This is a genomic window from Ktedonobacter sp. SOSP1-85, from assembly GCF_016587415.1.
Lineage (GTDB): Bacteria > Chloroflexota > Ktedonobacteria > Ktedonobacterales > Ktedonobacteraceae > Ktedonobacter.
On the sequence record NZ_BNJI01000001.1, the window covers coordinates 2443820 to 2466098 of the forward strand.

The following is a 22279-nucleotide window of genomic DNA, read 5'->3' on the forward strand; positions in this document are numbered from 1 at the left end:
ACACCCTGACTTTGCCTGCCCATATCGAGTGGTAAACTTGCGAAATAAACAGCCCTCTGCCCATTGTTTTCATTTGATGAAACGAAGTTTTTGCGTTTACATATATAGCAGGGCAGGCTTATACTCCAAAGATGCCTGCCGAGGATGCCTGAGCCATAAAAATGAAAAAGTGTTTGCCGAAATATAGAAGTGTAAGCACAATACGAGCAGGCGAAACTCTCTTGAAATGAAGGAAATTTCATAAAATGATGCGTCATAGCATGTCATGATAGTGGTTCCTACTTGTCACGATGGCTCAGTCATGTTACACTGCGCTTAAAAGATTACAACTTTTTTAGACATCGCTCGTAGAGTTTAAAGTGGCAATGCTTATTTCGTAACTTTACCTGTTGATTGTATCGTTTAGAACGCAAGTAGTGGGCGGTGACCAATGTTAGATTCGACGGTGAACGCTTCCCACGTGTTGGGAAATATCGGTTCAGTCGCGGCACCCAAAACAACTTCACATAGAACACATAAAACCGGAGCACTCAATCCAGCAGGCGCACAGAGCGTCGCTGGTAGCAGCCAGACTAGCGCAAGCCAGGCCTGGGCGTCGCCTCAGACGGAGACGCTGAGCGACTTGCAGATTGTCTCGCTTGTTCTCCAGGGCGATCAGAACATCTTTGCCTCCCTGGTTGAGCGCTATAAAGATGCGGTCCAGAACCTGGCCTATCGTATGCTTGGCAACACGACAGAGGCCGAGGATATCACCCAGGAAACCTTTGTCCGCGCCTACACTCAGCTGGCAACCTATAAGCCCGCGCACAAGTTTAGCACGTGGCTGCTTTCCATCGCCTCACACCTGGCGATTGACCAACTGCGCCGCCGCCGCTTCCTGGCTCTTCCCCTGGAGGATGTGCCTTTCCTGGAGTGGATCGTGGACGCGAATGTTGGTCCTGAGCAGTCGGCGATACAGGGTGAACAGCATGATGAGATCCAGAGTTATCTCCAGGTGCTCCCTAGCAAGTATCGCGCGGTGATTGTGCTGCGCTACTGGTACGACTTCTCCTACGAAGAGATCGCGCAAGCACTCAAGCTAACGCCCGCGCTCGTGAAGGCTCGCCTGCACCGCGCTCGTGAGCTGTTGGGTCGCCATCTCAAGAAGCAAGTTACGCAGGAGGAGGTTTCACCCGATGCGTTGCAGCGAGGCTAGAGCAGGGCTGGAGGCTCAGCGCAACGGCAAGCTAGAACCAGCCAGAATACGCGAACTCAAACGACACCTCGCCGAGTGCCAGGGATGCCGTGCTTTCGAGCAGGAATTTGAGCGTGCACAAGCAGTTCACGCCTCCGAGCCACAGCTTGCTTTTGCCAGCGTCTCTACTGATCAGATCATGCAGGCGATTCACCAGCGCGCTCGCGTCAGCCAGCAGCTTGAAGATATCCGCCAGCAGCAGCGCTCGCGCATTTCGCGCATACGCCCCTTTGGCACAGTTCTGGCAGCCCTCACGTTTTTCGCTTTGAGTTGCGTGCCACTGTTTCTCTTCGCGATCTTACTCATTCAGTCAGACTTCGCTGCGCCCGTGTTGTCTGCCTTGAGTGGTATTATAGAGGTCCTGGTCATCCTGGTGCAGTATATCCAGGAAGGCGTCAATCTGACCACCCATAATAGCTGGTTACTCACTGGCGTCTCACTCGCGGTCGTTGTCATGCTGGGGATGTGGTTCCATTTAATGCGCCCCCCGCGTGAAGCCTGAGCAATCAATAGTATGATCTTCTGCCGCGTAAGAGCATGATCAAGAGAGTGCGAGTTCCTGTATGAAGCACAACATTGTAGGCAACCCTGTTTTTGCACGCCTTGTTTCCATCGCACGCCACTACCTCCTCCTGCTCCTTCTCTTCGCGGGTGGCCTGATAGCCTGGCACAGTGAGTCTGACCGCGTGCTCGCGGCCGAACATCAACCGCAGCCATCTTCTCCACCCCCCTCATGTACTGGAGCCTATCATAAAGCGTTCTTTGGCTCTATCGTGGTCGTGAATAGTGGAGAGGTGATTTGCAGCAATATAACCGCGTTTGGCGGAAAAATCATCATTCAGGGCCTTGTACGGGGTGATGTGGTGGCCTTTGGTAGTGACCTTATTATCAATGGCCATGTGGATGGACAGGTCACGACCTATGGCAGCAACGTCGCCATGCAAAGCGATGCTCGTGTTAACGGGGATATCCGTCTCTGCGGTGGGCACTGGTTCTCCGGCCCTCAATCCCAGTTACATGGTTCTGTCCTTGAATGCACCAAAAGTGTGGGACTCCTCGTTATTAGCGACCTGGGACCCGATATACGCTTCTGGTCTCTCTTGACATGGCTCGTATTAAGTGTATTACTCACAGTATTATTGCCAGAACATGTGATGCTGGTGCGCACGACGGCGACAACCAAAACGCGTCGTAGCCTGGTCCTGGGATTACTAAGTGTACTCCTGGCCCCGGCCGTTCTCGCGGTCTTGATTGCCCTTATCGTCTCTATACCGTTGGCGATTATTATCTTTGTTGGGCTTCTGACCGCCTGGACTCTTGGCACTGTAGCTATTGGCTGGCATATCGGGGCGATGCTCTTCCATAAGTTTGCGCCACAGCATCGTTATAACACACGTCTGGTACAGGTCGTAGTGGGTATCACGGTTCTGACCCTGGCCGGGTCAATCCCCTATATTGGCTGGCTGGTCTCGCTCTTCTCCGGGCTACTTGGCCTGGGTGCGGTCCTGCTAAGCCGCTTTGGCACTCGGCTCTATAGTCAACCTAAACACCCCCTACCGCTCTAATGCCCTGAGCTTTTCAAGTTATAAATACTTAGATCTTATTCCGAAACCCAACCCCCATTCGGGGGCGCGCGCCACTTGCATGTCTAGCGCTTCCCCCATTCGGGGACAGGCGCGCTCAGGGTTTTCGGAGAAGTAGCTATCTATACAGTGGCGGAAGGAAGAGATTACTCACAATATGAGGAAGAGGTTGAGGAAAGGATTCTCCGATCAGCACTATATTGATACAACTACATACAAAGTCGGACCAGGTGCAAGACTAGCCCTTGTTTCGCGAGTATGTTACAGTATATCTGCTCAGCCGCGAGTCCTTTTCGTTTTGCGAGACTCTTCCCCTGGGGTTACGTAGTAATAGATTGAGCACCATTAGAAATTACACTGAAAATCACGCTGGAAGGATGGGACGGACATCAGCGACAAAACTGTCGCCAGGTGACCGCCGAGGTGAACATGAGTATTGATGTTGAATTGACCGATCTTGCTTACGGAGGCGACGCCGTAGGCCGCTATGAAGGGCGCGTCCTCTTCGTTCCTGGAGGTATTCCAGGCGAAAGGGTGCGCGTCGAGATTGTTGAGGAACGCAGGGGACATGCCCGAGCGCAGCTGCTTGAAATCATCCGCCCTGCGCCCGAGCGCGTCGAACCAGCCTATCCACTCATGACCGACTGCGGCTGCCAATGGCAGCATATTGCATACCCGGCTCAACTCACCTGGAAGGCCCATATTGTACGCCAGCTCCTGGTGCGTATTGGGAAACAGCCTGATGCCCTGGTCCATCCCACCATCGGAATGCCACCCACGCTCCCTCCCTGGCACTATCGCAATATAGCTCTCTTCACCATTGGACCACGCGGTGAGATCGGGCAGAAATTTACGGATAGCCACGAAGTTCAAGATCTGCCAACCTGCCCTCTGCTGCACCCGGCACTCGACCATATCTATCAACTGGTACGCGCGAAAATTATTGATTATTTTGGCGATACACGCGGCGAGATGATCCAGGGATTTACTATCCGTGGCGCCATCGGCAAGGCGAGCAGCGGGAATCCAGGCCTCATTAACACCATCAAGGCCGTGCCTACACTGCTCACAGTGCATGCTCGCCCAGGCTCGATGATTGAGGATCCCCAGCAGCTCGCGCAAGAGCTTATGGCCATCTCGCCCGCCATGGTTGGCGTGATCATTGAGCGCGTGGGTGGACGCTATGGCCGTGTGTTTGTGGGCCAGGAATATCTTAATGATGTAGTATTAGGCCGGCACTTCCGTGTCTCAGCGGACTCCTTCTTCCAGGTAAACCTGACGCAGACCGCGGTTCTCGTTGAGCGCGCCCTGGCCATGCTCGAACCACAGCGTAGCGAGGTCGTCCTCGATGGCTATAGCGGTGTTGGACTCTTCTCCACCTTCCTGGCCACACGTGCCGCACGGGTGCTGGCGGTGGAATCCCAACCCAGCGCGGTTATGGACGCCCGCGCCAGTTCTACGCTCAATAACCAGAACAATATTACCTCGTTAGAGGGAACGCTTGAGCGTGTGCTCAATCAGCTCCATTATCGCCGTGAGCGTATCGACCTGGCCCTGGTCGATCCACCACGCACCGGCTGTCATCCCAAGGCCTTGCAGGCCCTCCAGACGATGGCCCCACGCGCCATCTGCTACGTCTCCTGCGATCCCAGCACGCTGGCACGCGATATCGCGACACTCTGCACGGGTGGACGCTATCGCCTGGTCTCGGCCCAGCCTGTTGATATGTTCCCCCAGACGTATCATATCGAGTGCGTGGCACTTCTAGCCCGCATAGATCCCCTCAACACTCGCAGAGCGTAGATTAAAAGAAAGAGCTAGCCCCGGTCTTGAACCGGGGCTAGCTCTTTCTTTATGGCTAATAGGACTGGACCTGGTTGGCAAGAGGAGTACGCAGACTCGTGCTCAAGACAACCTCGATACAACTGCCGGCCTCCATGATGGTTCCTGGCGGCGGACTCTGATGCAAGACATAGCCAGGCGGCATCGCGCTGGTAGGCTCAGCCTCACCCCAGACCGAGACCTCCAGCCCATACTCATGGGCATATTCCATCGCGGTCAGCAGGTCTTTATGCCGCAAGTCAGGCGCACCACGACTCCTGGTCGTATCCTCAATTGTTTTGAGGATGGTGCCGAACCAACGCTCCATATTCTTCTTGTCTTCATTCTCCTTTTTGGCCTTATCCACCTTCTCTTTGTGTCCACGAATAGCTGAGATCTCGTCCTGCAACACAAAGGGATGATCGACCGACTCCAGGATGATGTTTGGGTTATTGCCCGGCGTCTCAATGTAGACATTTCCAATATCCAGGAAGCGCTCAAGGAGATTGGGCACCATGACCTTGACATCGCGAATGCTTTTGTATTCGGTCTCGATACGCTGCTCGAAGAAGAAGACGAAGTAGCGATTGATATCAATAATACGCTTATTGGTCAGGATATAGACATCATCGACATAATTCATGTAGATGAGGCCCATCGCGACCAGCAAGCCCAGAACCACCAGGCCCATAAAGAAGAGCCAGTAGCCCAGAAATGGCCCCGTCACCAGGTTAAACGAGGGCATCAGCAAGGTCAGCGGCAGCACAACCAGGAGCGCGGCCGCGGGAATGGTCTCATTGCGCCAGAGCACATAGCGCGAACGCTGCACATACTTGACGGTATACTCACCAGAGGTATAACGCACATCCGTCGGGATGCGCAGAACACCACCAAAGGTGCGCCTGGGGCCCTGGAAGCGTCCCTCCTCACCTCGCAGCGGCGGCAGGTCGGCATCCGCGTTCTGTAGCTCGGGGACCGGCTTCCCTTTGGCCAGTTCTTTGAGCACATTGGCCAGGGCCGGATCTTCCACCTGCGGAATCGGGGGCTCAGGTTTCTTCTTGGCCTTGATCTCGTCCGTGATCCCCTGGATGGCGTCACGCACCTTCTTGGGGTTGGGAACCTCCTTCATGACCAGGTCGCCACCCGCCAGATAGACATGAACCGTGCCAAAGCCGAGGAAAAGGCCCAGCATCGAGTTGACGCCTGTACCTACCTGCTCTACCTTTTCAAGCGGCGTCTGCTGGCGTGTAGGCTGCAAGAGACCACGCGCATTGATAATGCGCTTGTTGGTAATGATATAGGTCTCATACCACCAGGTGACCAGGTGGCGATAGGCAAACCAGCCTCCCACTCCCAGCAGGCAGAGGAAGAGCAGGCCATTGATCGTCCACCAGAGAGTGGTATCCCCTGGAAGGACCGTCGAGGCCCAGAGCAGGAGCACCAGCAAGAAGGCCAGGCCAATGACTGGCGCGCCCGGCTGGATCAGAAACCACCAGTGACGGCGCACAACCAAACGGACCTCTTCATCGGGCTGCTGCCCAGAAAAGGTCCATTTGTTTTTTCGGCCTTTGCGCCGAAATTGTTGCAAGTTAAAACGCTGGCGTCCAGAAGCCCAGGGATCCTGCTTTGTGGCGCTAGCGGCCTTCTCCCTGATTTTTTCAGCCATTCTTCACCTCATTGCATCCATCTCCGAGCAACGTGCCACAAACGCGAATTACTTCTGATCCGAAAACCCAGAGCGCGCTTGTCCCCAAATGGGGGAAGCGCTAGTCACGTGAGTGACATTGGGTTTCGGAATAAGATCTTAAAAGGCGGCCGCTGAAGCGGAGCCTATAGTATGGGTACGACAGCGTAAACGCCTGCTATTTTTTGGCTCCCCCACCTGCCTTCTTGGTTCGCGAAGCGATCAAGGCCACAATGACCGCGACTATGGCGATAAGGAAGAGAATAGGCACAAAATTGCCAGGATCAGGCGTCTGGACGGCAACCGTGAGAAACGATTGCCCATTGGCGCTTTTAGGGATCAGACTGCTGAGGAAGGCCATAATAAAGGCTCCCGAGACAATCCCCGGAATAACGCCAATAAAGCGCTCCGCTGGCGCGCCTGGCCTTGGGAATGCCTTATTCCCAATGAAGTAGCCAAGTCCCACGACCGCGGCAAACAATATAATAGCCCCCCAGGGGCCTAAGAGAAAGTTCGTCGTCGGAGTCGTAGGGGTTCCTGTGGTGTTTCCCGTTACGAGAAATCCAAAGACGGATGGAAGGCGATTCAGAAAATCACTAAACGATTTTCCGCTATCGGGGCGCACCAGGAAAATGGCCAGGAGCACAAACACAAGCGAGACCAGTTCCCTCTTCCAGCCGCGTTGAAACCCGATGACGATAAATGCCAGAATTGCTACATAGAAGCATTGCGTTTCTGAAAATGGCAAAGACATAATGTTCGTCACTCCCCTATGGCATCAGTGTTAATGGACGCAACACTACTCGCCCTCTTTGTGACTACAGGTGATATGACTCTCCCGCAATTTCCGTTCTTGCATTAAATCATACCACACGATATCTCTAAAACATAGGGCATAATATACCAAATTTGTTTCCAAAAGCCTACACGAATCCAACTTAATAACGTACCATTACCTAAGGGCAAAAACTCGTTACTATGCCCCAAATGTGCTATACTATAAACGTAGGCAGGATCAAATTTTCTAAATCCCCTCCTAAACCTGTAAGAGCTGCAACTGATACACAGTCGTTATACACCAGCACTTCATTCCGATATCGCCATCTGGCTATGTCTTGATTTTTTCTGGGTGAGGATGTTTTATGCAACTAGGCAATATCAAAACAGTCAACATCGTCGAGCAGATGACGGGAGCCTATCTCGACTACTCGATGAGTGTCATTGTAAGCCGCGCGCTCCCCGATGTACGCGATGGTTTAAAACCCGTGCATCGGCGCATTCTCTATGCCATGGAGCAGATGGGGCTACAATCCAACAAAACGTATCGCAAATGCGCTGGTACCGTGGGTGAGGTGCTCAAAAGCTACCACCCTCATGGCGATGCCTCTGTCTATGAAGCTCTGGTGCGTATGGCTCAGCCCTGGTCGATGCGCTATCCTCTCGTCCTGGGTCAGGGCAACTTTGGCTCGCAAGACGACGATCCACCCGCCGCCATGCGCTATACCGAAGCTAAAATGGCAGCCATCGCCGATGAGCTTCTGCGCGATATCGATAAGGATACCGTCGATTTCGTCCCAAACTACGATAACCAGGCCAAGGAGCCGGTGGTGTTTCCAGCTCGCCTGCCCAACCTGCTGCTCAATGGTACAACGGGCATCGCGGTAGGTATGGCCACCAATATTCCGCCTCATAACCTCCACGAGATCTGTGATGGCATTATCCACCTGATTGAGAATCCAGAAGCCACGACCGAAGACCTGGCGCGTATCGTACGCGGCCCCGACTTCCCAACTGGTGGTCTCATTCAGGGACGCGAAGGCATCCGCAATACCTATGCCAACGGTCGAGGTCGCATCGTGATCCGTGCGCGCACCCATATCGAAGAGAACGAGCGCGGACGCGCCAGCATTATCACCACCGAGCTTCCCTACCAGGTCAATAAGGCCGACCTGGTCAAGAAGATCGCTGAGCTGGCTCGCGATAAAAGAATTGAGGGTATCTCTGAGGTGCGCGACGAGTCGGACCGCCAGGGGATGCGCATGGTTGTCGAACTCAAGCGCGACGCCAATCCACGCAGCATTCTCAACTCCCTCTTTAAATATACGGCCATGCAGAGCTCTTTTAACACAAACATGCTGGCCCTGGTCGACTCGCAGCCGCAAACCCTGACGCTAAAGAAGTTTTTACAGCACTACATTACCCATCGCGAGCAGGTCATCACCAGGCGCACCCAGTTTGAGCTACGCAAGGCCGAGTCACGCAAGCACATCTTAGAGGGCTTGAAGATAGCCATGGATAACCTGGACGAGGTTATCAATATTATTCGCGGCTCACGGCGCGAGACGGCTGGCCTGGCCGAAGAATTGCAACAAACCTTCGGCTTCTCAAACGAGCAGGCACGCGCGGTGCTAGATATGCGCCTCGCCAGCCTGGCCGCCTTACAGCGCCAGAAGGTTGAGGAAGAGCTCAGGGATGTCTTACAGCATATCGACTACTACCACAAGCTTCTGAGCGATATCAACGAGATCCGCGGCATCATCATGGCGGACCTCAAGGAACTTAAAGAGAAGTTTGGCGATGCTCGCCGCACAGAGATCGAGGAGAGCGAGGTCCGCGACTTCAAGGACGAGGACCTGATTCCTAACGAAGAGGTCGTGGTAACCCTGACCGAGAAGGGCTATATCAAGCGCCTACCTTCTGGAACCTATCGCGCGCAGCGTCGCGGTGGACGAGGCGTCACTGGCATGGCGACACGCGAGGACGATACGGTTCGCCACCTGCTCGTTCCACATACGCATGATAGCCTGCTCTTCTTCACGGATCGTGGGCGCGTCTTCCAGTTACGCGTCTATGAGCTACCCGATACCAGTCGCACGGCTCGTGGCGAGCATCTGATCAATTTGATCTCGATTGAACAGCGTGAGCGCGTCACTGCTATTGTCTACGTCCCCAAGGGACACACCCACGACTTCCTGGTCGTCGCCACCAAGAAAGGCGAGATCAAGAAGACCGCGATGAGTGATTTCGAGGTCGTCCGCCGCTCAGGTCTGATTGCCATGAACCTGGAGGATGACGATGAACTGATCGGCGCCAAGCTCGTTGGCCCCGAGGCAGACGTCTTGCTGATCACTTCGCATGGCCACGCCATTCGCTTTGGCGTTGACCAGCTCCGCTCTGCCTCGCGCACCAGTGGCGGCGTACGCGGCATCCGCCTGGCAGACGACGATACCGTTGTCTCCCTAAATCCGGTCATTCCTGGAGGCGAGTTGCTGGTCGTCACCGAACACGGCTATGGCAAGCGCACCCCCATCGATGAGTATCCCGCCTACAATCGTGGTGGTAGCGGCGTGCTAACCTCCAAGGTCACTGAGAAGACCGGCAAGGTTGCCTCGGCTCGCATGGTCACTGAAGAGGATAACGACCTGATGCTCATCTCGGCCAGCGGCGTGGTTATCCGTACCGATGTGAGCCTGGTCCGCCAGGCAGGCCGCGCCACTCAGGGCGTCACTCTGATGAACCTCGCCGAAGATGATAAGGTCGTCGCCGTCGCTGTCGCTAACGGCAAGAAGACCGATGACGAGGAAAAGGCCGAGGCTGAAGTGGTCGAGGGTGAGGCGACAGCCATAACTGAGGATGAAGAGGTAGCCCCCGACGCAATTGAGGAGGACGAGGAGACCTCAGACGAGGGCGAGAACGCCTAAGCCTAAAAGTAAAAAGCTGAAAGAAGACAGAGAGCCGGCCGGGTCGCTCGTGAGCGACCCGGCCGGCTCTCTGTCTTCTTTCAGCTTACATATGTTTATGGGTTCATACGCAGCGCTTTGAGGTGCGTGCTCCGGCGCAATTTCTGCCCCTGGCGGATCTTCTGGGCGGAGGATCGATCTTTCTGCGCCTCCTGGGCGATCAAGGGGAAAGAGCGGTGAAACTCCTCGGAAAACTTCCTGGCCTGCTCCTCCGAGAGGTCGGCCCGCATCTCATATGAGCGTGCCAAAATCTCGCGTTTGACCTCGTCTTCGGCATCGAATGCAAGCAAAAAAGCCAGGGTAAAATCGGGCTTGCCCTGCTCGGCATACATATCGGCACATGTCAGCGCATCCGCGCCCTGCGCAAGTTGCTGCTGCGCCTGCTCGCGAAAGACATCTTTCAACAGGCTCGCATATTGTTCGGCAAATGAAACAGACATCACTGGCTCCTGGACTATGAGGGATAAAACCTTCTTCCTCGTATCCTACCACACAGGAACAAGCCTGGATAAGGTGTATGGGAGAGCGGGAAAAGGCCATGCAAGCATGGCCCCTACAGCCTGGCCAGTTGCTCTTCCTGGCGCCATTTGCGGGCATAGGTAAAGAGTTCACGGAAGGCCCGCACAATTACACTCGGTTTGGCACCGGTAGCCTTGCCTCCGCGCCGTGGGAGGTGGTGTACACCCACCTGGGTATAGGTATAGCCTGCGCGCTTAAGCTTATAGAGGATCTCGGTGTTGATCATTGCCCCGCGCGTCTCCAGGCGCTGCTCACGAAAGAAACGTACCCGGTATAGCTTGAAGGCACAATCGACATCCCGCACCTCCAGCTTGAAGACGAATGAGACCAGCATCTTCCAACCCCAGGCATTCAGTTTGCGCATCCAGGTATCCTGGCGATCCAGGCGATAGCCCAGGACAGCATCATACTCCTCGATCAAAGGGAAGAAGCGAGCCAGGTCATGAATATCAAACTGGCCATCGGAATCCATAAAGAAGACCAGGTCTCTGCTTGCTGCCTCAAAACCGCTGACCAGGGCCGCTCCATACCCCTGGTTGACCTCGTGGTTTATAATCCGTAGCCGAGGCTCCTGGGCGGCCATAGCTTCCAGGAGCGCGCGCGTCCGATCCACGCTCCCATCATTGACAACGATCACCTCAAAATCTTCTACCCACTCTGTAACGGCGTCGAGTACCTGCCTCACCGTCTCTGCAATCGCGACCTCTTCATTGTGCGCAGGCATAACCACCGAGAGGCTATAGTTTGTTCTGACCTTCACGCCTACCTTGCCAGTGGCCAGGCTCTCCTGTATCACCAGCCAATCCTTTCACTTCAATAGTATTATCTTATCATGCCGACGGCCATGGGCCGTCACAACTCCTACCGAACTGTATAGAGATAGACCTGTACTGTACGCTTCTGAAAGGACGACTCAAGGTGGTAGTGACTCTGTAACCAGTTCAAAGCTATGCTAGTTTTGTTGGCGGCGGCAGCATCTGGTAGGCGTCCCACAATAAAGATAAGGCGCTGATGTCTGGAGGCGAAGGTCTGCAAGGCCATTGGGTCCACAGCTTCATCGGGTCCCGCGGTGCGCGCTGGCCCCATATTCTCCCAGGAGAACTCACCAGGCGCTCCCGCCTCAAAATGGGCAGGCCCGGGATACGCGTGAAGGTAGTACTCCACAGCCACCTGGCACCCTTGCTGGACACTATTATCATAGCAGATCATGCCATCACCGTCTTGAAAATGCTCCTGCACCCAGGCGGTTGCGCTATTCCAATCCTCTACCTGTGCGCTGCGATAATAGAAGGGCACGACCATAACCGCCAGAGCCAATAGCACCAGCACCAGGCCAAAGCGTGGAAGGCGCCAGCGTATGTTTCCGATCACGTAAGCCAGCACAAGAGTCAGAGCAGGCACTACAACAATCAGGTAACGTGCCGAGAAGAGACGGATCGAACCCTGCGAAATGAGATAAGTACTCACAATCGGCACCAGCAACCAGCACAGGAGCAGCCAACCCCATAATGTCTGGTAATAGACATGAGACTCTACCTCTTCCACACGCTGCCCGCGCCCAGCAACGAGACGACTCCAGAACACCAGGCCTACCGCAATCGCCAGCATCGCTAACATAGCCAGTAGATAATACTTGCTGTTGCCACTGACAGAATGCCAAAAGTAGAGAAGGTCGCTCAGCCGTGCCTGCGGCAACCAGCCGGTCTTATCAGCAGTCCGGCTCAACAAGAGCATGGGCAGGCTCAAGAGAAGTACCAGGGAAAAACATCCCAGGAAGACCTGAATGTGAGAACGCAGGTGTTTACGCGCTTCACCTGTAGCAAAAAGTCCGGGAAAGAGCCATACCACCGCCAGCGCTAGCACCTGAGTGCCCAGAATGACCACGCTGAACAGGTGTGTATAGATGGCCAGGACGCTCGTGCTAACGTAGATAAGCCAATACCACTTCGTCGCTCGTGGTCGCGCCAGGACGCTGAGCAAGGCATACCAGGAGAGACAGAGCAGTAAGACCTGCAAGCTATAGGCACGTGCCTGTTGTGCATACACCAGTTGCCAATCATTCAACAGGTATAGAGCCGCCGCAACAATACCTGCGCTATTGCTACGCACCCGACGTCCCAACAGAAAGACTACAACTGTGCCCAGGGCGGCAAAGATCGCGGAAGGAAGGCGCACCACCGCTTCTGTCTGAAGAAACCCCGCCGCGTTGGCTACAGATAACCATCCATGCAAGAAGAGATGATAAAGCCCCATATTTGGCTCCTGGGTCGATACCAGGCGCCACAGGAGAGGCAATGGCTGGCCCGCCAACTCAACCGAGAAGGCCTCATCAAACCAGACGCTGGGCGTACCGATACGATAGAGGTTAAATGTTAAGGCAACGATAAACAATAAGCAACCGGATAGCCAGGTTGAAGGCAGGCTATAAGCCGAACGCCTGGCCTCTCGCAGAGAGATGGCGCCGGAGGAATCATCGGAGTCGAGACCATCCCGTACGACAAATGGAGATTTAAATTTTTGCGACACATCACACCGCCGTCTTCTAGCTAGAACTTATTTCTATTATAAGAAAGGCCAACTGTACACGCCTGTGGATATAATATGTTGTGCTTAAAACCATAGATAAATTCACACTTTTTAATATAGAATTTCTCCATGCTCGCTGTCTATTAACTATACGTATTTAGCTATATCTCAGATCCTTTCAGCAACATATACAAACACATCATTTTACCTCCTCGCTACATTTCCCACAGAGGCTATATATCTTTTAGCCTAACAACGCCCATGTACAAGTTTGGTTTTGAAACGTCGCGCCTGCGGCTGCCAACCCGCACCATACACCTACCAACGAATTCGCAAAACAACTTGTACGTCAGGTTAACCTACAAGTAGAAGCGGGGAAAGGCGATCTATGAGGCTTATCCGCTTTAGCAGACACAAGGGATTGGGGCGCAGTGAGACGAGTAGTCCCCACGCCCCACACAGCTATAGAGACCCGTTTTGTTTAGAGCAGAAGGCCGGGCACCTGCTCGCATGGTACCAGGCTGCGCGCGAAGTTGTCCCGCTCTACCTGGCCCTGCATGTCGCGTTTTTTGTCGGCACATGCTATAGTCTCCTGTACACTCTGGCAGACTTCTCCTGGCGAGCAGCATCATGGGCAGTACTGGCTCACTCCTGGGAGCATTGGGACAGTCTGCACTATGAACACATTGCGATCCAGGGCTATAGTCAGATCGAACATTCGGCCTTCTTTCCACTCTATCCCCTCTTGATCCGATTGACTCGACCCATTATTCCTTCGCCCTACCTCGCGGGCACGGTCATCGCGCACCTCGCCTGGTTCGTGCTGCTGATGGTATTCTATCGTCTCGTCCAGGAGGACTTTGTATTCGCATCTCCCCCTGGGCTGGCACGACGTAGCGTTCTCTATCTCTCGCTCTTCCCCACGGGCTTCTTCTTTGGCGCGGTCTATACCGAGTCCCTCTTTCTCTGTCTGGCCTTGCTCAGCTTCTATGCCATGCGCAAGAAGCACTGGTGGTGGGCTGGCCTCTTTGGCTTTGCAGCCAGCCTGACACGCTCGGCTGGCATCCTCCTTCTGCTCCCTTTCTGTTATGAGTATCTCCAGCACTCTCGTTTCAGACCACGAAGTCTTCGGCTGGATGGCTTGAGTGCAGGCCTGTTTGTGCTTGGACCCGGACTCTATGCATTCTATTGCTACCATAAATTCGGCGACTGGCTAGCCTTCTCACGCGTGCAGGCACGTGTGTGGACACGTCTTCCTGAGCTTCCCTGGTTCGCAACCCTGCATGCCTTTCAGGCCATACAAACCGGGCCCGGCCTCCTCAGCTTCCAGGGATTACGCAATGTACTCGATCTAAGCTGCAATCTTTTCGTGCTTGGAGCTCTACTACTTGGCCTGGTTGGCCCCTGGCGCTTCTCCAGGCGCCATACTAGCTATCTCCTCTTCGGCATAGCCCTCTTCCTCTTCATCCAACTGCTTCCAGTCGTTGGCGATTTCCCCCTCCAGTCCTTTCCGCGCTACCTGCTCATGGATTTCCCGGCTTTCATTATCCTGGCGAACATCGGACAGTGCCGTGCCTTTCACTTACACTACTTGCTTATCTCAGGCTGCCTGCTCTTCCTCCTCCTCACCCAGTTTGTCACAGGTCACTGGATCACATAAGCCTAGTGCTCCGTTCAATTTCGTTTGAAAGGGATACATCCCGCCTGCGGCGGGGGGAAAGGGAGTGCAGAGGGGCGTTAGCCCCTCTGCACTCCCCTCTTTTCCTTTTCACAGAAACTAGCTCCCTGCAGAGCAGGTGCCTTTCACGGTAGAATTTGCTATAATAACCCCAATCGTTTGTATGTGGAGGAGCAGGAGCCATTATGTCAGAACAATTTCGAGCCTTACAAGGATTTAGAGATATCTTGCCAGACGAGCAACCCTACTGGCAGTATGTAGAGACGGTCGCCCAAGAGATCGCAGAGCTATTTGGCTATCGCCGCATCGAGACCCCGCTATTGGAGGAGACTTCGCTCTTCCGGCGCACCTCTGGCGAGAGCTCTGATATCGTCTCAAAAGAGATGTATAGCTTTGACGACCGCGCCGACAAAGAGGGCCGCAGCCAGAACCTCTCGTTGCGCCCGGAGGGCACGGCTGGTGTTGTGCGCGCTTACCTGGAGCATGGTATGTCGCGACTACCCCAGCCAGTCAAGCTCTACTATCTAAGCGAGCCGATGTTCCGCCGCGACCGGCCACAGGCAGGGCGCTACCGCGAGCACCACCAGTTTGGCTGCGAGGCACTCGGCGAGAATGATCCCGTTCTGGATGCAGAGATGATCGCCTTGCTCTACCAACTCTATACTCGCCTGGGCCTCAAACAGATCAACGTCCAGCTCAATAGCATCGGCGACCAGGAGTCCCGCCCCCAGTACATCGAGAAGCTCAGAGAGTACTATCGCCCCCTGCTCGATACGTGTTGTGCGGACTGCAAGGTGCGCTTTGAGAAGAACCCACTGCGCCTGCTTGACTGTAAAGAGCCGCAGGACCAGGCCAAAATCGCCAACGCGCCCAAGACGATTGATCACCTGAGCGAGAGTGCGCGGCAGCATTTCGCCGCCGTGCGCCGCTACCTGGATGCTTACGGAGTCCCCTACGAGATCAATCCCCTCCTGGTACGCGGCCTGGACTACTATAGCCATACCGTGTTTGAGTTCATCTCGGAGTTTGATAGCAAGCTCTCCATCAATGGTGGTGGGCGCTACGATGGCCTGGCCGAGTTGCTAGGGGGTGCCCATGTGCCTGGCATCGGCTTTGGCGCGGGCATTGAGCGCATCATCCTGGAGATGAAACGCCAGGGTGTTGAGCTACCTGCCGAGAAGAAAGCCCAGGTCTTCGTCGTCTACTTCGACCGCACCGAAGAGCTCAAGGACGCGGCGGTCCAGGTCACAGCGCGCCTGCGTAAGGCTGGCCTACGGACCGAGATGAGCTACGGCGACCGCAGCCGCAAGGCCCAGATGAAGCAGGCCAACAACTCACAGGCCGAGTATGCCATCCTCATTATCGCCGATGAGCTGGCGAATGGCGTCATCACCATAAAAGATATGCGCGCCGAGGGCGAGGATATAGACAGCAAACAGACACAGGTACGCCTGGAGGAGCTTGAAGCCTACTTCCAGCAGCGCGAGCACGCCACGGTATAATGTGTTTTTGAAAGCAAGAGGGCGGTGTGTCCATACGGACACACCGCCCTCTTGCTTTCAAAAACTATTTCGCGATCCACACCTTTACACTCGCATTGCTACTACCCACGCCCGTATAGGCGCCTGTAGCGATATATTTGCCATCCGGCGACCAGGCCATACAGCGGATGCCATTGGCGTCGCCGCTATAGGTATAGAGTAGCGCATTCTTCTGCGCATCAAAGAGCTTCACTCCTTTACCAGCCATAGCGACCATCTTGCCATCCGGTGACCAGGCAACAGAAGAAATGGCATTACCACCTGCTATGCTGTACTTCAGAGGATGGGTACCATTGGTGGCATCGATGCTCTCCAGCGTGCCGTTCATAAAGCCAATCAGCAAGCGCTTGCTCGTCGGTGACCAGGCGAGCGCAGCAGCGTCTCGTCCATCAGGAGCATTGAGCTTATAGACGCTCTGTCCGTTCTGCGCGTCCCAGATACGCACTGTGCCATCATATGCGGACGAAGCGATGTACTTGCCATCGGGCGACCAGGCGAGATTCTGGACTGCATCAGTATGACCAGCGATTTTGGTTGTGACCTTCTGCGTCGCCACATCCCAGATGAGCATTGACTCGCTTGCCGCTGTCCCATTGTGGAAGGGGTTAGCCGCGACAATAGATTTTCCATCCGGCGACCAGGCAAAATCGTAGATCATAACGCCACCACTCAGAGGCGCATAACTATTAAGGTACTTGCCATTACTGGTGGCTGTGCTCGCTACGGGTGCACCAGGATAGGTTAGCTTCTGAAGTACTGTTTTTGTCGCAGGGTCCCAGATCAGGATCTGCCCACCATATGTCGAGGCAACGTATTTGCCATTGGGTGACCACTTCACCGCCAGGATACTTCCACTTCCATACGGGCTACTCTGATCAGGATTAAGCAAAACGCTATTTTGCCCTGTCGTAGCATCCCAGACGGCAACATTCGTGGCTGCTGAGGCAATATGCCTGCTATCCTTCGACCATGCCAGGTCATAGAAGTCTTCTAACTGTCCATGCTGGCGCCCATTCCAGGTGTACACTACCTTCCCCACATCCTTGCTCAGTTTGATAGATGAATTGCTAGCAATAGTCGGCGTCGGCGTGGCTCCAGGATGCGATCCAGAGGCGGTACCGGTATTTTTTATACGCGCGGCATTAAAGAGTAGCACCATACTACCCACAACTACCACAATTACGCAGGCAGCCGCTATCAGCCCGATACGCTGTTGCCATGTGCGCTTTTCGAATAAGTTCATGACGTTTTTTGGTTGTTTGTCTGCTTGAGTCATAACTGCGTTCCTCGCATTCGGGCGCGGCTGGCGCCCTGGCCTCCTGGCCTGTTTCTCAGCAGCAATCATTGCGATACGCTCCCAGGCATGCTGAAGCGATTGTTCGTCCTCATCAGCTATGGCCCGAGGCGCTCCCTGGTGATACATGAGTTGCAGATCCGCGACCAGTCTCTCGTCGGGGCTATGCGCATTGCTCAACAAGCGCGATTGCTCGCGTGATGAGCCAGCGAAGTGTTCGATCTGCGCATCTACGTCTTCGGGTGTAAATTGGTTATTGTGTTCCGTCATAGTAAGCCACCTCAGTGTTTCTCGTAGGTAGAGCGCAATAGATTAAGCGTACGTGAGAGCAACATCCGCACAGTCCCTTCACGCTTGCCGAGCATACGCGCGATGTCCACACTGCGTAAGCCATTGACGAAGCGCAGATGGAGCAGCTTCTGCTGCAACTCTGGTAGTCTCTGGACGTGTGCCTGTAAGCGCTGATACTCTTCGCTGCGTTCGGCCAGCCAGGCCGGTGCGAACTCTTCATCCTCTAGAAGTTCATCCTGAACCTCTTCAAACGTCAACATCTGCCGTTTGCGCGCCGCTGAACGATAGTGATCAGCGACTTTGTTGTGGGCGACACGCCAGAGCCACTGGCGCTGTTGACCCGGCGCGAGGCCTTTGAACGTTGTGTTTTCCATGGCCGCCACAAAAATGTCTACCAGGATGTCCTCCGCATCCTCGCGCAAGGGCAGGTGCAAACGCAGGTAGGTAAAGAGCGCCTGTGCGTACTGCTGATAGAGACTGGACGTGAGTGAGTCTACATTCTCATCCGTGAATAATGATTGCCGCATTTTTCATTCCTAATATCTCTGGGGAGTGTTGTCCGTGCACGAACTTATCCATTCATAACTATCGGGAAGGCGCGGAAAACGTCACATCCTGTTGAGAAAGGTTTATAGTATGGATGATAAGAGGCACGGCCCAGGGCCGTGCCTCTTATCATCCATACTATAAAAAAGACCGTTGTATGGCATGCATAACACCACACAACGGTCTGAGTTGGTCAGGTCTATTGCTTAGCGATAGCGATAGTCATTCCCGTTAAAGCCCTGGTTGTCATCGGGCTTCTCGGGCTTTTTCTCGCCCTCTTCCTCTTCGGGCTCGTAGGGCGAGAACTCAATGGGCACCCGGTAGCCCCCGGTTGTGCGCTCGGCTTTATAGCCACGATTGCTCTCCTCGGAGGATGTGGATGTGCCTGGCGCTCCAGGAGCCGCACCCGGGGCTGGAGTCAGCAGGTCATTGGAGATGGCCTTAAAGAGGCGATCTATGCGATCCCAGCGTACAGGATAGGAGTCGGCGTAAAACTTCTCGCTTCCTTCGTTATCGTAGATATACAGCGTATAATCCTGGTCGGCATAGTGATAGTCCACGACGGTGTAGGGGATGCGCACCAGTTCCACGACCTGGAGCGTGGGGCGCGACTGCGTCTGGGGATCGATACCCGGCTTATCCTGGCGCTGCTCCGCGTTGATCATCTCCACCGCAGAGCGCCACACGTCGTTTGGTACCTCGTCAGGTGGGGCATCGGCGTAGAGCGGCTCCGTGATTTCAGCGCTATAGACCAGGTCGCCATGCGATTTCTCCAGGTATTGCGAGGGAATAACACTCTCGCCCACGATACGCGCTTGCGTACGCAGGTCAAAGCTACGTACAATCTCACGATGGCGTACCAGTTTCCCTGTGCCCGCGCAATTGTTGCAGAGTGCCATGCGCGCGCCTTCACAGACATCACAGACCCGCTTGCCATTGCCACAGGTGCAGGGCATTTCGCCTTTGACGCAATCGGGGCAGGGGATAACAGGACCTTTGCTCGCGGGATCGGTATCCATGGGGTTAGGAACAGGCACGCCCTGCTGGCGAATCCCATCCAGCGCATCGGAGAACTTGCCACTAACTGAACGCATCAGCGTATCGGCCTGGCGCTGGAAGAAGGGCTTTTTCTCGCCGCCAGGTGCGACATCAGAGATATAACCGCGCCCACGGCAGGTTGTGCAACGCTTCTTGGTACGCCCCTTACACTCGGGGCAGACAATCCAGCCGCGCCCATTACAGTTCGAGCAGAGCACATGCCCTGTACTATTGCAGTTGGTACAGGAGACCACCTCGTCGAGATCGTTCAAGCGTGTGCGTGTCAGCGGGGCTTTTAAGCCCACCACATCTGCCAACTGGTAGTCCCAGACTGGCAGCAATGGCCGCGGCATACCAACGTTGCGTCCCTGATATGGCTCGTTGATAATCTCCATGGTGCGGGTCTCCCAGCGCGTCTCCAGCGTGACTTCCCAGACCTCGTCGGTGCGCAGGGAACGCACCTCCATATAGGTGCCCAGTTCGCGCGCGACGCGCCAGTTCTGGTTGCTCCACATATTAGCAAGTTGACGAATGCGGTGCTCTTCAACGCTTGAGGGTTGATGAGGCATAGGTGCCGTCTGTGACTGTTGCCAGTAGCCACCGGCCCGGTCGACAACGCGCTTGATACGCTGCTGTGCCTCGTTTGCCCCCTGCACCACCAGGCGCTTGATATCCTCAATGCGCTTATCTAAATCATCAGAAGATCCCTGAAACCCATCCTTTTGTTCGTGGGTATGCGGATCGTAGTTATAGTTGTCGTTTTCGCGATATTCGTCGCCCATGGGTCGAAGCCTCCAGTCTGGCTGTGCTCACATTGTAGAGGATCGTTGTAGCTGCTTCTGAGCTTATCCACGACCAGTTATAGCAATACATCTCGCTCTATACGCAAACATTCTTGTCGAACGGGATCAATGATTATTGCATTGCGGTCATCACTATCTTATACGCCCCAATGTGAGGAGAGTTGTAATCTCAATAGTCGACGGAGAAAGTGTATGGGGGCGAACTGGCATAGCCAATTCGCCCCCATACACTTTCTCCGTCGACTATAAAAGGGGGGTCAGGCGCTCCTGCGCGGGCACGCCGGTTACTTCGACATCGTGTTCGTGAATGAGGAGATCGACCTCGCTTCTGACGCCGAACTCGGGGAGGTAGATTCCGGGCTCAATGGAGCAGCAGGTGCCGGCGAGCAGGGCACGTGAGTCCATGCTCTCGAAGTTGTCGTTGTTGGCGCCATCGCCATGGTCCATGGTAGTAATGCTGTGGCCAGTGCGGTGCACAAAGTAGTCGCCATAGCCTGCCTTCGCGATGACGTTGCGTGCCACATCATCAACCTCGCGCCCCTCGACACGCGTCCCCGCTACCAGGCGCTCACGAATAAAGGCTATGGCGGAGTCACGGGCCTGGCGCACGACCTCAAAGACCTCGCGCTGCTTCTGGGGAATCTCGTCCTCACTCCCAGCAAAGGCCATCCAGGTATAATCACCAAAGACAGCATCCTCTTCGCCCTCTAGCGTGCCCCAGAAGTCCAGCAAGAGCAGGTCACCACGGCGGATAGGGCTGCTGTGCTCTTCACCTGGCGCATAATGCGGATTGCTGGCATTGCCATTCACGGCGACGATGGGATAACCACCACTGAGCTGGATGCCCATGGAACGCATCAAGGCGACAAAGCGCTGCTGCACCCCATACTCATGCAACTCGCGACCGGCGCGTAGATCCTGACCCAACTCGGCGAGGAGCTGATCTTTGGCGGCGATCAGGCGGCGACCCGCCTCGCGATGTCCACGCACCTGCACCTCCGTCAGGCGCGCCACAAAGTACTGCGCCAGGTCCGCCGAGCTGACCACCTCGACGCCGCAGGCGCGCACCAGTTCAATCGTTCCAGCATCAACACGCGAGATGTAAGGGATGGCGTTGCGCGGGGAATACTCCATCGCGATACGCCCTCCCTTTGGCAGAAGTGCTCCCAGGTGCATCTCTAGCTCCTGCCAGGTCCGAAACACAAGCCGCTTTCCCGGCAGTGAGCGCAGCACATGCGACTCCACCGAGCTGACGCAGGCCGTGGGCTCGCCCTGCGCGGGAATAAAATAGAACCAGCGTCGCGAGTAGAACTCGCGCGTGGAGAGCGAGAGCACCTTATAGGCAATCGGATTGGAGCCGCGAAAATCATAAAAGAGCCACCCCGCCAATCCTTCCGCCTGTAATGCCTGTTGTATCTGTGCTAAATCCATATCTCAACATTCCTCCTCGTAGTACCCCGGAGAATATCAATACTCCCCTTCACTATACTATAAATATGGGCAAGTTTTCGTCAAGAAGCGTCCATGATGCCAGAGCTGTTCCGCTTCTTCGCGCACAGTGCGTTGCGGCTGGATGGGCGTAAAAAATACCTGATGGCATAGGCGTTTGTCGAGCCAGGGCTCTCCCCGGGCCATATTACTCCAAGCTAGAACTGAGAAGTGTTTATGAAGCAGTATCCTTCGGATCATATGCAATTCAGCTCACAACTACAGCAGACACCACGGCCTCATATACAAGCACTCAGTAGGCAAACACAGCCTCATATACAAGCACTCAGTAGGCAAACACAGCCTCATATACAAGCACTCAGTAGGCAAACACAGCCTCATATACAAGCACTCAGTAGGCAAACACAGCCTCATATACAAGCACTCAGTAGGCAAACACAGCCTCATATACAAGCACTCAGTAGGCAAACACAGCCTCATATACAAGCACTCAGTAGGCAAACACAGCCTCACCAGTTCAAACATCCTTCAG

General features: G+C 54.8%; 16 protein-coding genes. 7 read left to right on the top strand and 9 right to left on the bottom strand.

The features are described from left to right. The first annotated feature begins 430 nt into the window (after positions 1-430). From KTE_RS10230 to rlmD, 4 genes are all read left to right on the top strand, one after another. Complete coding sequence (locus KTE_RS10230; protein ID WP_201380717.1) at positions 431-1195, top strand: sigma-70 family RNA polymerase sigma factor; 765 nt, start codon at positions 431-433, stop codon at positions 1193-1195. Further along, on the top strand, positions 1176-1736 hold the full coding sequence (locus KTE_RS10235; RefSeq protein ID WP_201380718.1) for a zf-HC2 domain-containing protein: 561 nt from the start codon (positions 1176-1178) through the stop codon (positions 1734-1736). Before KTE_RS10230 ends, KTE_RS10235 begins: the two co-directional genes overlap by 20 nt. Before the next feature lie 61 nt (positions 1737-1797). Beyond that, on the top strand, positions 1798-2799 hold the full coding sequence (locus KTE_RS10240) for a polymer-forming cytoskeletal protein (RefSeq protein ID WP_201380720.1): 1002 nt from the start codon (positions 1798-1800) through the stop codon (positions 2797-2799). Between the two features lie 447 nt (positions 2800-3246). After that, positions 3247-4620, top strand: a complete 1374-nt coding sequence (gene rlmD, locus KTE_RS10245) for a 23S rRNA (uracil(1939)-C(5))-methyltransferase RlmD (RefSeq protein WP_201380722.1) — start codon at positions 3247-3249, stop codon at positions 4618-4620. 55 nt (positions 4621-4675) lie between these two features. Here the strand turns inward: rlmD and KTE_RS10250 are convergent, their stop codons facing one another. Beyond that, entirely contained in the window at positions 4676-6304 is a 1629-nt protein-coding gene (locus KTE_RS10250; protein ID WP_201380724.1) for a PH domain-containing protein, read from the bottom strand. 196 nt (positions 6305-6500) lie between these two features. Then, a complete protein-coding gene (locus KTE_RS10255) occupies positions 6501-7076 on the bottom strand; it encodes a CvpA family protein (protein ID WP_201380726.1) in 576 nt (191 codons plus the stop codon). A gap of 388 nt (positions 7077-7464) precedes the next feature. On the opposite strand from KTE_RS10255, the gene gyrA reads away from it, so the two are divergent. Continuing rightward, positions 7465-10023 carry a DNA gyrase subunit A gene (gene gyrA / locus KTE_RS10260; protein ID WP_201380728.1) on the top strand — a complete coding sequence of 853 codons (2559 nt, stop codon included), beginning with the start codon at positions 7465-7467 and terminating at the stop codon, positions 10021-10023. A gap of 95 nt (positions 10024-10118) precedes the next feature. Here the strand turns inward: gyrA and KTE_RS10265 are convergent, their stop codons facing one another. From KTE_RS10265 to KTE_RS10275, 3 genes are all read right to left on the bottom strand, one after another. Continuing rightward, complete coding sequence (locus tag KTE_RS10265; protein ID WP_201380729.1) at positions 10119-10502, bottom strand: hypothetical protein; 384 nt, start codon at positions 10500-10502, stop codon at positions 10119-10121. Positions 10503-10615: 113 nt separating this feature from the next. Beyond that, positions 10616-11377 carry a glycosyltransferase family 2 protein gene (locus KTE_RS10270; protein ID WP_236600352.1) on the bottom strand — a complete coding sequence of 254 codons (762 nt, stop codon included), beginning with the start codon at positions 11375-11377 and terminating at the stop codon, positions 10616-10618. Positions 11378-11442: 65 nt separating this feature from the next. Next, positions 11443-13107, bottom strand: a complete 1665-nt coding sequence (locus tag KTE_RS10275) for a glycosyltransferase family 39 protein (protein ID WP_201380730.1) — start codon at positions 13105-13107, stop codon at positions 11443-11445. A 388-nt stretch (positions 13108-13495) separates the two neighbouring features. Between KTE_RS10275 and KTE_RS10280 the strand changes: the two genes are divergently transcribed. Next, the gene (locus tag KTE_RS10280) at positions 13496-14767 is read left to right on the top strand and encodes a mannosyltransferase family protein (RefSeq protein WP_201380731.1); all 1272 of its coding nucleotides are present in this window, start codon (positions 13496-13498) and stop codon (positions 14765-14767) included. 203 nt (positions 14768-14970) lie between these two features. Next, positions 14971-16287, top strand: coding sequence for a histidine--tRNA ligase (gene hisS, locus KTE_RS10285; RefSeq protein WP_201380732.1), 1317 nt, complete (start codon positions 14971-14973; stop codon positions 16285-16287). Between the two features lie 64 nt (positions 16288-16351). On the opposite strand, the gene KTE_RS10290 is transcribed toward hisS, so the two are convergent. From KTE_RS10290 to KTE_RS10305, 4 genes are all read right to left on the bottom strand, one after another. Next, on the bottom strand, positions 16352-17890 hold the full coding sequence (locus KTE_RS10290) for a WD40 repeat domain-containing protein (protein WP_201380733.1): 1539 nt from the start codon (positions 17888-17890) through the stop codon (positions 16352-16354). An 11-nt stretch (positions 17891-17901) separates the two neighbouring features. After that, entirely contained in the window at positions 17902-18438 is a 537-nt protein-coding gene (locus tag KTE_RS10295) for an RNA polymerase sigma factor (RefSeq protein WP_201380734.1), read from the bottom strand. Positions 18439-18663: 225 nt separating this feature from the next. Then, positions 18664-20277 carry a hypothetical protein gene (locus KTE_RS10300; RefSeq protein ID WP_201380736.1) on the bottom strand — a complete coding sequence of 538 codons (1614 nt, stop codon included), beginning with the start codon at positions 20275-20277 and terminating at the stop codon, positions 18664-18666. 264 nt (positions 20278-20541) lie between these two features. Then, positions 20542-21729, bottom strand: a complete 1188-nt coding sequence (locus KTE_RS10305; RefSeq protein WP_201380738.1) for a Xaa-Pro peptidase family protein — start codon at positions 21727-21729, stop codon at positions 20542-20544. Positions 21730-22279: the final 550 nt, after the last annotated feature.

Coding starts and splice junctions, on each gene's coding strand:
- KTE_RS10230 (WP_201380717.1), top strand. CDS start 431: ATGTTAGATTCGACGGTGAACGCTTCCCACGTGTTGGGAAATATCGGT.
- KTE_RS10235 (WP_201380718.1), top strand. CDS start 1,176: ATGCGTTGCAGCGAGGCTAGAGCAGGGCTGGAGGCTCAGCGCAACGGC.
- KTE_RS10240 (WP_201380720.1), top strand. CDS start 1,798: ATGAAGCACAACATTGTAGGCAACCCTGTTTTTGCACGCCTTGTTTCC.
- rlmD (WP_201380722.1), top strand. CDS start 3,247: ATGAGTATTGATGTTGAATTGACCGATCTTGCTTACGGAGGCGACGCC.
- KTE_RS10250 (WP_201380724.1), bottom strand. CDS start 6,304: ATGGCTGAAAAAATCAGGGAGAAGGCCGCTAGCGCCACAAAGCAGGAT.
- KTE_RS10255 (WP_201380726.1), bottom strand. CDS start 7,076: ATGTCTTTGCCATTTTCAGAAACGCAATGCTTCTATGTAGCAATTCTG.
- gyrA (WP_201380728.1), top strand. CDS start 7,465: ATGCAACTAGGCAATATCAAAACAGTCAACATCGTCGAGCAGATGACG.
- KTE_RS10265 (WP_201380729.1), bottom strand. CDS start 10,502: ATGTCTGTTTCATTTGCCGAACAATATGCGAGCCTGTTGAAAGATGTC.
- KTE_RS10280 (WP_201380731.1), top strand. CDS start 13,496: ATGAGGCTTATCCGCTTTAGCAGACACAAGGGATTGGGGCGCAGTGAG.
- hisS (WP_201380732.1), top strand. CDS start 14,971: ATGTCAGAACAATTTCGAGCCTTACAAGGATTTAGAGATATCTTGCCA.
- KTE_RS10290 (WP_201380733.1), bottom strand. CDS start 17,890: ATGACGGAACACAATAACCAATTTACACCCGAAGACGTAGATGCGCAG.
- KTE_RS10295 (WP_201380734.1), bottom strand. CDS start 18,438: ATGCGGCAATCATTATTCACGGATGAGAATGTAGACTCACTCACGTCC.
- KTE_RS10300 (WP_201380736.1), bottom strand. CDS start 20,277: ATGGGCGACGAATATCGCGAAAACGACAACTATAACTACGATCCGCAT.
- KTE_RS10305 (WP_201380738.1), bottom strand. CDS start 21,729: ATGGATTTAGCACAGATACAACAGGCATTACAGGCGGAAGGATTGGCG.